The following is a 13,841-nucleotide window of genomic DNA, read 5'->3' as shown; positions in this document are numbered from 1 at the left end:
GCGGGATTCTACACATGCATATGCTCGTCCGCCTCATCCCATGGCACAGCATAGCCCGAGCCCTTGGCGCAGAAGATCGACGATGATGTATATTCCGGATCCGCTTGTTTGTTATAGCCTTTGCGTTCGATCACATCGTCTTCATTATGGCAGCGATCATAGCCGCCATAGGTAAGAGTCATAACTCCTCTCCCCTGTGTATAAGCAGCCAGCTCCGCGCTATAGTTCATAAACGTTGCTACGGGAACTCTCCCGGTCAATACGGCCTGACTCCCCGCCGTTTCCGGCGGATTGAAGCTGCCGCTCGCCTGCGTGAGATCGGACATGAGACGACCGAGATGATCGAGATGAAGCTTGATCTTAAAATCATAGAACGGCTCCAGCACAAGGTTGCGAGCTTTCTCCAGCCCCTGCCGCAGCGCGCGGAACGTTGCTTCCCGAAAGTCCCCGCCGTGCGTATGCTTGTTGTGCGCTCTCCCCTTAAGCAGTGTCACCTTCACATCCGTGAGCGGCGAGCCTGTTAATAGACCATGATGATCCCTTTCACCGATATGCTGAGCGACAAGATTCTGATAATTTACCGGTAGCACATCCGGATGGCAAGCATTGCAGAAGATGATGCCGCTGTTGCGCTCCACAGGCTCCAGCTTCAGATGTACCTCCGCATAATGCTTAAGCGGCTCGAAGTGACCGGAGCCGATCACCGCTGTCTCGATCGTTTCTTTGTATAGAATCTCCGGCTGCGCAAAAGACACACGATATCCAAATCGTTCGAATACAATCCTCTCCAGAACCTCTAGCTGGATAACCCCCATCACCTGAATCTGAATCTCCTGATTGCTTTCATCCCACGCGACACGGAGAGATGGATCCTCAGCGTCCAGAAGGCGGAAGCACTTCAGCATATCCTTTGGATGAATTGCCTGCTCATATTGAACCTTCGAGGTCAGTGTCGGTACCAGTTCATAGTTCGCTCTCAAACGCAAAGTCCCAATGCCTTCACCTGTCTCCGCTGCAGACACGCCTGTCACGACGAACAGATCGCCTGCCTCAACTCGGTCCACGTTGATCAGCTTGCTTCCGTTCACGACCCGAATGCTTGTCACCTTCTCAGCCATGGGCTCTGACTCATCACCATAGTCCAACTCTTCCCGAACACGCAGCGTACCTGCCAAGGCTTTGATATACGTTAATCGCGCTCCTTGTTCATCATGGCGGATCTTATAGACACGTCCGGCAAATGGCTTGTCTACCTCAGCTCCATATGAAGTTATCATTAGTTGGTCCAATTGTGTGAGGAAATGAGCGACCCCGATATTCTGCAGCGCTGATCCGCTGAAGCAAGGGAACAGACGTCTTTCTCGGATCATCTCCGTTACCTTCAGAAGCCACATTTCCGCATGGTACCCTACTTCCATATATCGCTCCAGCAGCAGTTCATCCCGTTCTGCTACGCTTTCGATGAACGATTCGTCCATGATTCCCAGTTCCAGGTCGGTGGACTCCGCGATCATGCAGGCATCCTCGGTCAATTCTGCCCGTATCTCAGCTAACACGCGGTCAACATCGGCCCCAATGCGATCTATCTTATTAATAAAAAAGATCGTCGGCACATGATGCTTCTGCAGCAGCTGCCACACCGTCTCGGTATGTCCTTCCACACCTTCAACCGCGCTGATGACCACAATCGCATAATCCATGACCTGCATCGCCCGCTCCATTTCAGGCGAGAAGTCGACGTGTCCCGGTGTATCGATCAAGTAGTACGTTGACCCGTTGAATTTCATCACCGCCTGATCCGCGAATACGGTAATGCCTCGTTCACGCTCGATATCATGGCTGTCCAGAAAGGCATCGCGATGATCGACGCGTCCTCGTTTCTGTATGCTGTTCGTATAGTAAAGAAGCTGCTCGGCAAGAGTTGTCTTGCCCGCATCTACGTGTGCAAACATTCCAATCGTTATGTTCATGCCATCCCTCGCTTACGCTTGATTCGACTTTATTCTAGCATAGAACACAACAGACCGTCCTTCATATCATAAGGACGGCCTGTCATCTTATATTGCATTAGAGCTTACCACTCTTTATTTTCCTTGAGGATACGACGATACGAATAATTAATACCGTTATAAATACAGCATTCAAGATGTTGATAGCACCATTAATATAGCTTCCATAGTTGAGAGGCAGCGAGATCATCACGGCTAGCACCATCAAGGTTATATTTTCCCGAATATAGCCGCATGTCTTCTGAATGAATAAACGGTAGAACAGCATTCCATATATGAGTATCAATGCGACTACAAAAACAGCATTAGTCAGTATACTTAACATTTCGCACTCTCTTTCAATAGGATGCTTTAAGTATACCCCTACCTGTATGCAAATTCAATTATCGTCTTCTAAACATTCATGTACCGCTTACTGTCGGTAGCCTACCAGCCGAGATATTTCAGCAGCGGCGGTCAATATAGTCTGAATCCATTCCTCACGGTGCGGATCTACCCGATCGCTCGGCCCAACCAAGCTGACGGAAGCATTCACTTGTCCGTCTGCGTCATAGATCGGGGCAGCAATCCCGGTTACCCCGACATTGCGCAGATTCGAGCTGATCTCATACCCCTGCTTCTCGATGCGGCTGATCCGTTTACGCAGCTCATCTTCACTCTTCATCGAATGCTCCGTGAAGGCCGCGATCGGCTCCGCGTATACGCGCTTCTTCACCTCTTCCGGGCTGTACGCCAGAATAACACGCGATGCGCTGGTAGCATAGAGAGGGAAGCGGCGATAGGCATCAATAATAAAACGAATGGGTAAAGGAGAATCAATCTTATCCATATAGATCGCGTCATGTCCTTCACGGACGCACAGGCAGACCGATTCCTTCGTCTCCTTCGCAATTCGCTCCAGATACGGACGAGCAATGCTAACCCAATCATTATTCTTCTTCACTCGATTGCCAAGCTCTAGACATGTATAACCAAGCGAATACTGACGGGTATGCACATTTTGCTTAATGAATCCTTCGCTTTCCAATGTGGCTAGCATCTTGTGGACGGCGCCTTTCGACCATTGCAGCTCCTTGCTTATGTCAGTTACTCCCCATTCTCTCTGGTCTCGCAGAAACAATTTCAGCAATCTGCAGCTCTTTTGCACGGATGTCAACAAATGATCCATGTACAGCCTCCTACTAGCATTCATGTTCTATATGTCAGCTAACAATGAGGGTCAATTCCATTTTCAAGAAAGAATAATGTCAGTTTATACAAATATTCAATGAGAAAATGTGATTAATTTCATTGCTAACACGATTGAATATACCATGTTGCTGTGGTAAAATCAAAAACAATATTCACTATTGTTAAACATCGTTCTCTAATAGTGAACAATTTAATAAGGGGAGATTATTTGATGAAGACACGTCGCTTTGCCTCTATCATTCTCGCTTTAACTCTTATGACCTCACTGTTTACCGCATGCGGAGGAACGAAAACCTCTACTAACAACTCAGACTCTCCTGCATCAAAACCTACTGCATCCAACGAAACCAAAACTGACAGTACACCTGCGATCAAAGGCGAGCTCGTCTTTGCAGGCAACGGCGCTACAGTCGAAGAACTGTTCAAAGATGAAATTTTCAAGAAATTCAACGAGAAGTATCCCGATGTCAAACTGACTTATGTCGCGGGTGTTGCGACGGACATCGTAGCTAAGGTCAAGGCTCAGCAAGGTTCCGCTCAGATTGATATCGCCTTTATCGAAGGAAGCGAGCAGGAAGCAGGACGTGTTGAAGGCTTGTGGGAAGCACTGAACCCTGCTGAGATTCCTAACATGTCCAAAATAAGCGATCAATTCAAGGTGACAGAGAACAGCGGCGTAACCATCAACTATACACCTATGGGCATTTCCTACAACCCTAAGCTGGTCAAGGAGAAGAATCTCCCGATTCCACAATCCTGGAACGACCTGGCTCTCCCTGAAATGAAAGGCAACATTACACTCACCGAAATGTCGAGCAACTTCGGTCGCTCTGCCACGATCATGATGTCGTACGCTAACGGTGGCTCCGAAGCCGATATGACTGCTGGTTTTGAGAAATTGAAAACGATTGCAACTTATATGCCTACCTTCGCGAAGACTGCGGCTCAGATTCAGCAGAACCTGCAAAACAACACGGCAGCTTATACAGCATGGACGATGGCGCGCAGCATCGTGCAGAAGGATGCCGGTGTCGAGCTGGAATTCGTCATTCCGAAGGAAGGCGCCAACGTGGTGCCAACCGTAGCATCTATCGTGAAAGGCTCGAAGAACCAAGAAGCAGCAAAGGCATTTATCGATTTCCTGCTCACAGAAGAAGTGCAATCCCTATTCGCAACGAAGCTGTACTACAACCCGGTTATTGATGTGACATTGCCGGACGACATTGGCAAGCTGCTTAACTTTGACAAGAACAAGATCGTAAACTTCAGCTACTCCACGATCAGTGACAATAAGAAGGCATGGCTGGAAACATTCAATAAAGAAATCGCGCCGCTCGTAGGCAAATAAGCTTATCGGATCATAAGGATCGGAGGAACACATATGACGAAGAGTTATGACGTTGAATTGCATCAAATCCGAAAGCGCTTCGGCAGCACGACAGTGGTGGACAATTTCAATTTACAAGTGGAGCGCGGTGAATGCGTTACCTTTCTAGGTCCGTCCGGCTGCGGCAAGACGACCACCTTGAATATGTTAGCGGGATTTTTGGAGCCTGATGAAGGTACGCTGATCATCAAGGGCAAACCGATGAACGGCGTGCCTGCCAATAAACGTGATCTCGGCATGGTGTTCCAGACTTATTCCTTATTCCCTCATATGACGGTAGCTGAAAATGTGGCTTATGGATTGAAGCTGCGCAAGGTGTCGAAGTCGGATATCGAGACGAGAGTGCGGAAGGTGTTGGATGTGGTCAAGCTTCCGCACTTGACCGACCGCTATCCGAAGCAGCTGTCCGGAGGGCAGCGGCAGCGCATCGCGATTGCTCGCGCGCTTGTCACGGAGCCCTCGCTCTTGCTGCTAGATGAGCCGCTCAGCAATCTGGACGCCAAGCTTCGCGAGGAGCTGCGCGAGGAGATCAAGCGGCTGCAGCAGGAGATCGGCGTTACCACGATATTTGTAACCCATGATCAAGAAGAGGCGATGTACATGTCCGACCGCATCGTCGTTCTCGATCATGGCAAGGTGGAACAGATCGGCACACCTGAAGACATCTACCAGAAGCCGGCAACAGCGTTTGTGCATGAATTTGTAGGCAAGTCGAATGGGTTCCAAGCTGTCATTACTGGTGGGGATGAACATCACTGGCGGCTTAAGACAACGGAAGGAATGACCTTCACCGCCAAGCGCAATGACCGACTCTTTAACTCAGGAGACGAGGTCAATGTATATGTTCGGCCTGAGTACATTAGCTTGGAGAAAGTCGGAAACGTGCAAGAAACTTCTGAAATAACAGATGTCAATTCTATCAACGGCACTGTAAAATTGCTATCCTTCCTTGGCTCATTCATCGAGGTCATTGTAGATGCTGGCGGCCATATCATCACCGTGCGCACCCATTATTCGCCTAACGTCAGCTTCTCTGAAGGCGAGCCGGTCAAGTTAAGCTGGAATGCGCATCAAGTCAATGTTTTCCCGCGGAAGGAGGCATAATCTCATGCCCCAATTGAAGCGATCCAAGGGCTTGATCGCAATGCTTCTGCTCGTTCCGGGACTTATCATCATCCTAGGTGTATTCGTACTTCCGATGATCTACATGCTGATGATCAGCTTGCGCGAAGATATGGGCAGTGGCGCATGGACTTTGGCATCATATGCCCATCTATTCCAAGATTCCTACTACCTGCAGATTCTATGGCGCACCGTGAAGCTCAGTCTGTATACCGTTGTGGTATGCCTGCTATTAGGTTATCCGGTCGCTATGTACATGGCGCAGGCTGCACCGAAGATGCGCGGTCTTATCACGTTCCTGATCATCTCCCCTCATCTCATCAGCGTAGTCATCCGAAACTTCGGATGGGTTGTTATTCTAGGAGATGACGGCTTCATTAACAACACCTTGATGTCGCTAGGGATCATCTCAGAACCGCTGCGTTTGCTTTACAACGAGCTTGGAGTTGTTATCGGCTTAACCGATTCATTGATCGTATACATGGTGCTCGCGATCTCAACCAGCCTTTATGCCATTGACTCTTCTCTCTACAAGGCTGCTGGGATTTTGGGTGCATCGCGAACTAAACAATTTTTCAGCATTACATTGCCGCTCAGCATGCCTGGGGTATTCGCCGGAACAACGCTTGTGTTCAGTCTGGCCATGAGCTCATTCGTAACTCCCGCTCTCATGGGGGGAACATCGGTCAAAGTGCTTCCTGTGCTGGCGTATGAGCAAATGATGGCCTCGTTGGATTGGTCTCTCGGCGCTGCCATCGCATTTCTATTATTAGGCTCGACGATACTCTTAGTCACGATATTCACGAAGCTGGTCGAAACGAAGCGGTATAAGGAGGTATTTTCATCATGATTCATGAGAAGAAACGTTGGCCTACCGTGACCGGAATCATCACCTTTTTCGTCGTGCTGATGGTCATATCGCCCCTCCTTATCATTATACCGACATCTTTCACATCAACAGGCGCGCTGCGTTTTCCACCGGAAGGGTTCTCGCTGCAATGGTATGTGAAGATATTCGATCGCCCGGAATTCGTCGATTCGTTCTGGTTCAGCTTGAAGCTGGCTTTCGTCACAGCCATGATCGCTACGATTATCGGTACGCTTGCTGCGCTTGCGCTTCATAAGTATAAACCGCGTGGAGCTGGAGTCATCAACTCGCTGTTGATGTCCCCGCTGACCGTACCATCCCTGATCATCGGTATCGCTGCTCTTCTGTTCTTTACTCGCATTGGATTAGCGGGCACCTTTATCGGCTTGCTGCTATCTCATATTCTCATATCCGTTCCCTATGTGGTGCGGTTGGTGTATACAGGGTTAAGCACCTTTGATTACACGCTTGAGCGAGCAGCCTCCATATTGGGTGCCAATCCGCTCCGAACGTTTTGGGATATCACATTCCCAATCATTCGACCAGCAGTGTTCTCTGGCATGGTATTTGCATTCTTAACTTCATTTGACAATGTGACGGTGTCGCTGTTTATGGTGTCTCCATCGACGACAACATTGCCGATGGCCATCTTCAGCTATATGCAAGAATCGCTGACTCCGCTTGTCGCTTCGATCTCATCGATCGTGATCTTGCTGAGTTTAGTGTTCATATTCATCTTAGAGCGAGTATACGGCTTGGATCGCTTGTTCGGCTCCAATTCACACGCTCATTAAGGCAGGTAGATCGGCTATGGAAATCGTAACGAGGCTGGAGCAGCTGTTGCCCGACATGCTCCGGCTCTTAGAGCAAAGCGTGAATATGGATTCGCCATCACAGGATAAACGCTTAACCGATAAGATGATCGATTGGTACGAAGCGACCTGCCGAGCGTGGTTGGATGCCGAAGTGATCCGCATCCCGAATGAGCAATATGCGGATCGCTTGGAGGTCTATGTAGGCAGCAGCAGTTCACGCCGTATCCTGCTGGTCGCGCATGCCGATACTGTATGGCCCGCCGGCGAGGCGGAGCGCAGACCGTTTCGGATCGATGGCGATTATGCTTATGGGCCAGGCGTTGTCGATATGAAGGCGGGCATTATTCAAGCGATATTTGCGCTGAAGGTGCTCCAGGAGATGAATCGTCTGCCTGCGGATACAGTCTTCGTGCTGCTCATCAACAGCGATGAAGAGATCGGCAGCCAGACTTCCCGCTCCTGGATCGAACAGCATGCCAGAGCGAGCTCAGCCGCGCTCATCCTGGAGCCGCCGCTCGAGCCCGACGGCGCATTGAAGACGGCCCGCAAAGGCAACGGCCGCTATCACCTGGTGATAGAAGGACGCTCGGCTCATGCAGGGGTTGACCCGGCTTCAGGTGTATCCGCGATCGAAGAGATGGCGCGGCAAATTCTGTACCTTCACCAATTGTCCGATCCTAAGCGCGGAGTTCATGTGAATGTCGGGGTGATGAACGGTGGGATCGGATCCAACGTGATCGCAGCTAATGCAGAAGCATTGATTGACATACGTGTGCAGACGATGGAAGATTTCGAGATGATGGCGCAGAAGATGAAGGAACTAGTGCCGTTTCACTCCGAGACCCGCCTACGTGTGAATGGGCATATGAATCGTCCGCCTATGGAACGGACCGAAGCGATTGAGCGGTTATTCCACATCGCTAAGACAACCGCGCTGGAGAAGCTCGGCCTTACGCTTCACGAAACGAGCACCGGCGGAGTCAGTGACGGCAATTTCATCGCGGCGTGCGGCACTCCCACTTTAGACGGACTCGGTGCTCGCGGAGACGGCGCCCATGCTCTGCATGAATACGTGAGAATCGATGAGATGCCGAAGCGAGCAGCGCTCTTAGCCGGTATCATGGAGAGATTATAACGTCCTTTTGAAATGAAAAATAGCTAACCCAAGCAGTCTTACTTCATCAGGGTTAGCTGTTTTTCATTTTATTACAAAACATTATTCTAAACTTCTATCGCTCCAATGATTGTTTTAATCCGTTCCTGTTCCTCGCTCTTATCAAAGTATTCAAAAAATCCAAGCCGATTTCCCCAAGGGTCTGTGAAAGTTCCCCATTTCACTGAAACTTCTGGTCTTGAGTGTATTTCAAAACTATCAATCTTTAGCTGTTCTACAAGTCTATCTCTTTCAGCTTTAATATTAGTAACTCCTAAACGTAATGGTCCACTACCCTCTGTAACAGTTCCTTCTGCGACCTGCAACCAACAACCAGGAATGAGTTCCCACTCGGCAAATCCATCGTGTGGAATAATGTCAGGCTTCTTATCAAGCAGTGTTTCATACCACTCTAGCCCTTCCTTAATGTTAGAAACCCGAACCTGTATAGTCATTTCAAAAATCATTGGTATCCCACCTAAATATGTATGATTTTACATCCAATATAATCATACCATAATTTGGTTTATGATCCTGTAAGAGTAACGAAACCAATAGAGGTAGTTATCAAGGTATTTTGTAGCTACACCTAATCAGGCGAACTACGACTGTTATGCGATTTCTGTTGAATATACATGTACAATGAATCGACTCTGTAACACGGTTATACCCAGTTATCTCACCTAACTTGCGAGTCTCGCCCGCTGTAACGGGATAATAACCTGTTATCTCGCTCTGACCTCTCCATCTCTGCAGTGTCTCGACTCTGTAACACGTTTATTCCCAGTTATCTCACCTAAACTTGCGAGTCTCGCCCGCTGTAACGGGGTAAATACCTGTTATCTCGCTCTGACCTCTCCATCTTTGCAATGCCTTGTCTTTGCAACACGGTTATTCCCCGTTTTCTTACCTAAACTTGCGATTCTCGCCCGCTGTAACGGGCATAACCTATAAATGCTAACTTAAAGATGTACACAGTAAATGAATAGCGTCTATTCGATCAAATAGACACATGATTCTCATTGATAATTCAAGCGTTTTGGTACAAGCATATGCAATCAAAACTGTACATTTGGATTCAATCATTTACATCCACGTTTTTAATCAGCTATGAAAAATATTAACGTGTTGAATGTAAAAAATTCCTATCTTCACTCGCTGCTTTTGTCGTTCATTGATGGTTTCGTGTTGAATAGTACATGTTAACTTCTATTTCTTGATCGTAATTGCCAAAGCCTTTGCCAAATAACGATACTCCCCCGCAATGTTCTGCTGTTATCAGCGATGCGATGCGCAACGTCAACTCTTTGTTGAACTCGATGCCCAGCATTCGTGTCGTCACATCGGAAACCTGCACACCATCTATATAGGTGCCCACTTCTGTAACGATCAGCGTCTTGAGCTGACCATGCTGAGTACCTTGATTCCACCAATCAGGCGTATATATTCCCGGCTTGCTGCCAAAGTCACCTGGAGATGTCCACATGGCAGCTTCGATTCCATTGATGAAGAAACTAATATCCGAAGGCCAGCGTTCATTGAAGCCTGGTGCCTCTGAGCAGATCTCGAGTGATATTTCCAGCCGCTTGAGCTCTTGGTTTCGCAATAAGAAGTTAGGAATACCATATTCAACCCATCCGCTGCCGAACCATAGATGCTTCGCCTGCACATGTTCGGGATCTGAAAAATAACGCGGATCATCGACCATGCCGATCATCTTCGACTCAGATGCAAGACCGCATGTCGGATTCACCTCAAAAGCGCTATATTGTCCGACTGGTATCGAGAAGGTATAGCTCTTCTTAGGCTGCGGCTTACTTGATCTAAATTGCAGGTTAATTGCATCTAGTTGAAGCGAGCACAGCTTCTGCCTGCCTCTCTTGCCTCCAGTGCTCTCGCAGGCTACAATCCCTGCACTCTCCAGCTTCTGGATATGCTTCGTAGTGATTGCGGAGGAAACGTCCAGCACCTCGGCCAGTTCGCTGATATTCATCGGTCTATCATTCAACAGTTCAATGATTCGAATTCGGGTTCCCGATGATAAACACTCTAGAAATGAAAGATTATCGCTGTTTACTTCGATGGTTTGCATGGTACTGCTCCCTTTCCTCTTCACAATTAAGACTATTATATAACTTTTAAGTTAACGAAAACAAGAAGTTCTCAATTTTACAGCAAACCCTTATATTATGCGGACGATTTATATTGACAGATACTATAAACAAAACTAGTATGACAGTGTATAGTTCTTTTTTAGTTCTTTTTCACTAATACATTAACTTTTAAGTCATGTAAATGGAGGGTTCTTATGCTTATGACCAACATCCCACGACCAGAACATCCGCGACCTCAATTTATTCGTGATCAGTGGATGAATTTGAACGGTGAATGGCAGTTTGAGATCGATCAAGGACGCAGCGGAAAGGCACGCGGTTATCAGTATGATAAAGTGAAGTTAAACCAGTCGATCACCGTGCCGTTCTGTCCCGAAAGCGAATTATCCGGCATCGGCCATACCGACTTCATGCATGCTGTCTGGTATAAACGAAGCTTCACCATGCCTGAAGAATGGTCTGGCAATAGAACTTTACTTCATTTCGGAGCTGTTGATTACAAGGCAGAAGTCTGGGTGAACGAGCAGTTTGTAGGGTCGCACCGTGGAGGCTACTCTTCATTCTCGTTCGATATCACGAACGCCTTGAAGCAGGGTGACAATACGATTGCGGTTTATGCTGAAGATGACACTAGATCAGGTTTGCAGCCGCGCGGCAAACAGTCCGCCGCTTATCAATCGCATGGCTGTGAGTATACTCGAACAACCGGCATATGGCAGACAGTATGGCTTGAATCCGTGCCTCAAACTTATATCTCGTCCTTCCGCATGACGCCGGATCCCGAAAATGCTTGCATTCATGTGGAAGCGAAGCTTAAAGGCGCAGTGAACGGTCTTCAGCTTACATGTGAAGCTTCCTTCGAGGACAAGCCAGCTGGCTCGGCATCTGTAAAGCTTAGCAGTTCATTGGCTAAGCTTACGCTTCCTTTATCTGACGTTCATCTGTGGCAACCAGGCTCGCCTAAGCTTTACGATATGAAATTAAAAATAGTTAGCGACGATTCAACAATCGATTCAGCTAACTCCTATTTTGGCTTGCGCTCTATCCATCTCGACGGTATGGCGTTCCGAATCAACGGAAAATCGGTATTTCAACGCCTTGTACTTGATCAAGGCTTTTATCCAGACGGTATCTATACCGCTCCATCGGATGATGATTTGAAGCGCGATATTGAAATATCGTTAGGTCTTGGCTTCAACGGAGCAAGACTTCACGAGAAGATGTTCGAGCCGCGCTTCTTATATTGGGCGGATAAGCTAGGATACCTGGTATGGGGCGAGCACGCCAACTGGGGATTGAATATCTCTACTTCAGAAGGGCTTATGCAGTTTTTACCGGAGTGGATCGAAGGCGTTGAACGCGACTTCAACCATCCGAGCTTGGTCGGCTGGTGCCCATTTAATGAGACATGGGATGATGGCAACGGCGCACGCCAGAACAACGAAGTGCTGCGAATCGTATATGAAACAACCAAAGCGATCGACCCGACTCGCCCTGTCATAGATACAAGCGGCAATTTTCATGTTGTGACCGATATCTACGATGTCCATGACTACGATCAGAATACGGAATCTTTCCGCGCTCGATATGCGCCTATGGCTGAAGGCGGCGAAGTGTTCAATACATTCCCAGAACGTCAGAAGTACGAGGGCCAGCCTTATTTCGTCAGTGAGTACGGCGGTATCTGGTGGAACCCGAACCAGCAAAACGATAAAGACTGGGGGTACGGAGAGCGGCCGAAGAGCGAAGAGGAATTCCTCGCGCGCTACGAAGGTCTTACCTCAACGCTGCTCAATAACCCATATATGTTCGGCTTCTGCTACACGCAGCTGTATGATGTGGAACAGGAAGTCAACGGCCTGTACACCTATGATAGAAGATCCAAATTCGATCCACAGGTCATTCACGCTATAAATTCGAAAAAAGCGGCAATTGAGGATTAAGTGAACTGATAGTACAAATAAATTAAGCGGCCTTCGTCCTGAATTTCAAAGGACTAAGGCCGTTTAGCTTTTGTTAGAATCGATCATTTCTCAACATCATCGATTGAAAATGCGGTGCTTCTTCACCCATACTCCGAGTGTGAAAGTCCAACACCGTAAAATGCTCTCTCACGATGCGCAGTATATCTTCATCCGGATACATCGCGAAGTAACGCTTCGGTTCATATGAATCATTTTCCCAGATCCCATCTGTTGAGTCCCCGCCATACAATCCTAAGTAGAACTGACCTTCTGGTTTAAGCACACGCTTAATCTCCAGCAGCACCTGAACAAGACGCGCCTTAGGAACATGAAGCAAGCAGTTCAACGCATAGATGCCATCGAATGTATGATCAGGAAACTTGAGTTGATAGAAATCCATCACTCTCGCAGGCACACCCTTCTGTTGACAGAGAGCAACCATTTCATCCGATAGATCAATAGCCAATACATCCAATCCCTGCTGTTGAAAAAATAAACTGTCTCTGCCCGGCCCTGCTCCAATCTCCAGCAGCTTGTTGATCCCTTCACGCTTCCATGTCGACAAGACGACATCACGTTCTTCCTGTTTCCATGCCACAAGCTTCGTTGCTTCTCTTGCTTGAGCAAAAGTGTTATAGGCTTGCTTTAATGTAGATTTGACTATGCTGTCAGTACCCTCATGAACCAGCATTTCTACAAATTTCACATCTGCCGGTGCAAATGTATACTCCAGAAGCTCGTTAAGCCGCACCCATCGGTATTCATCATGATCGATCAACTTGATTGAGCCCCTCACGAATCGGGCTTTATAAGCAATAAGCTGAATGAGCACGTCTCCATATTGATGACTATTCGCTCCATACCGCTCATACGGTTCAATCTCAATCTGCATCTCCTCGGCCAACTCTCGCTTCAAACACATTTCAGCGGATTCCCCCTGCTCCAGCTTTCCACCCGGAAACTCCCACATGCCGGCTTGCGACTTACCCGCGCGACGTCGTGCGATGAGGATCTGCCCTTCTTCGTTCTCAATGATTGCTGCCGCTACTTGGATCAAGTTCATTCACTCCTATTGTTCAGCCAACAAGCTTTATGATGATGAGCTCAAAGCTGTAAATTGTTATTGGAATACACCTATCTTACTGTAAATTGCAGCTCCATTACCATCATTTGCTCTCAATACAATGACTAATAGGACTTTAAGTAGTTCTGTAGTTT

The 13,841-nt window shown here is 47.9% G+C and carries 12 protein-coding genes; 6 read left to right on the top strand and 6 right to left on the bottom strand.

Annotated elements, in window-relative coordinates; genetic code table 11:
• Positions 1-8: 8 nt before the first annotated feature.
• From ACXX53_RS10180 to ACXX53_RS10170, 3 genes are all read right to left on the bottom strand, one after another.
• The gene (locus tag ACXX53_RS10180) at positions 9-1,970 is read right to left on the bottom strand and encodes a GTP-binding protein (RefSeq protein ID WP_458568534.1); all 1,962 of its coding nucleotides are present in this window, start codon (positions 1,968-1,970) and stop codon (positions 9-11) included.
• A 97-nt stretch (positions 1,971-2,067) separates the two neighbouring features.
• Positions 2,068-2,334 carry a hypothetical protein gene (locus ACXX53_RS10175; protein ID WP_458568533.1) on the bottom strand — a complete coding sequence of 89 codons (267 nt, stop codon included), beginning with the start codon at positions 2,332-2,334 and terminating at the stop codon, positions 2,068-2,070.
• A gap of 87 nt (positions 2,335-2,421) precedes the next feature.
• Entirely contained in the window at positions 2,422-3,177 is a 756-nt protein-coding gene (locus ACXX53_RS10170) for an IclR family transcriptional regulator (RefSeq protein WP_458568532.1), read from the bottom strand.
• Positions 3,178-3,411: 234 nt separating this feature from the next.
• Between ACXX53_RS10170 and ACXX53_RS10165 the strand changes: the two genes are divergently transcribed.
• Genes ACXX53_RS10165 through ACXX53_RS10145 form a run of 5 tightly spaced genes read left to right on the top strand, consistent with a single transcriptional unit; the run spans position 3,412 to position 8,527 of the window.
• Complete coding sequence (locus ACXX53_RS10165; protein WP_458568531.1) at positions 3,412-4,548, top strand: ABC transporter substrate-binding protein; 1,137 nt, start codon at positions 3,412-3,414, stop codon at positions 4,546-4,548.
• A 33-nt stretch (positions 4,549-4,581) separates the two neighbouring features.
• Positions 4,582-5,691: an ABC transporter ATP-binding protein gene (locus tag ACXX53_RS10160; RefSeq protein WP_458568530.1), complete on the top strand. Its 1,110-nt coding sequence runs from the start codon at positions 4,582-4,584 to the stop codon at positions 5,689-5,691.
• 4 nt (positions 5,692-5,695) lie between these two features.
• Positions 5,696-6,559 (top strand): ABC transporter permease, encoded by an 864-nt coding sequence (locus ACXX53_RS10155; RefSeq protein WP_458568529.1) that lies wholly within the window; start codon positions 5,696-5,698, stop codon positions 6,557-6,559.
• A complete protein-coding gene (locus ACXX53_RS10150) occupies positions 6,556-7,371 on the top strand; it encodes an ABC transporter permease (RefSeq protein ID WP_458568528.1) in 816 nt (271 codons plus the stop codon). Before ACXX53_RS10155 ends, ACXX53_RS10150 begins: the two co-directional genes overlap by 4 nt.
• A 16-nt stretch (positions 7,372-7,387) precedes the next feature.
• Positions 7,388-8,527, top strand: a complete 1,140-nt coding sequence (locus ACXX53_RS10145) for a M20 family metallopeptidase (RefSeq protein ID WP_458568527.1) — start codon at positions 7,388-7,390, stop codon at positions 8,525-8,527.
• A gap of 86 nt (positions 8,528-8,613) precedes the next feature.
• Here ACXX53_RS10145 and ACXX53_RS10140 read toward each other — a convergent pair whose 3' ends face one another.
• Complete coding sequence (locus ACXX53_RS10140) at positions 8,614-9,012, bottom strand: VOC family protein (RefSeq protein WP_458568526.1); 399 nt, start codon at positions 9,010-9,012, stop codon at positions 8,614-8,616.
• Between the two features lie 704 nt (positions 9,013-9,716).
• Positions 9,717-10,637, bottom strand: a complete 921-nt coding sequence (locus tag ACXX53_RS10135) for an ArsR/SmtB family transcription factor (RefSeq protein WP_458568525.1) — start codon at positions 10,635-10,637, stop codon at positions 9,717-9,719.
• A 216-nt stretch (positions 10,638-10,853) separates the two neighbouring features.
• Between ACXX53_RS10135 and ACXX53_RS10130 the strand changes: the two genes are divergently transcribed.
• On the top strand, positions 10,854-12,602 hold the full coding sequence (locus tag ACXX53_RS10130; RefSeq protein ID WP_458568524.1) for a glycoside hydrolase family 2 protein: 1,749 nt from the start codon (positions 10,854-10,856) through the stop codon (positions 12,600-12,602).
• Between the two features lie 73 nt (positions 12,603-12,675).
• Here ACXX53_RS10130 and mutT read toward each other — a convergent pair whose 3' ends face one another.
• Positions 12,676-13,680, bottom strand: coding sequence for an 8-oxo-dGTP diphosphatase MutT (gene mutT, locus ACXX53_RS10125; RefSeq protein ID WP_458568523.1), 1,005 nt, complete (start codon positions 13,678-13,680; stop codon positions 12,676-12,678).
• Positions 13,681-13,841 lie beyond the last annotated feature (161 nt).

This window comes from Paenibacillus marinisediminis (genome assembly GCF_054343325.1).
This window is presented reverse-complemented; position numbering and strand designations above follow the sequence as displayed.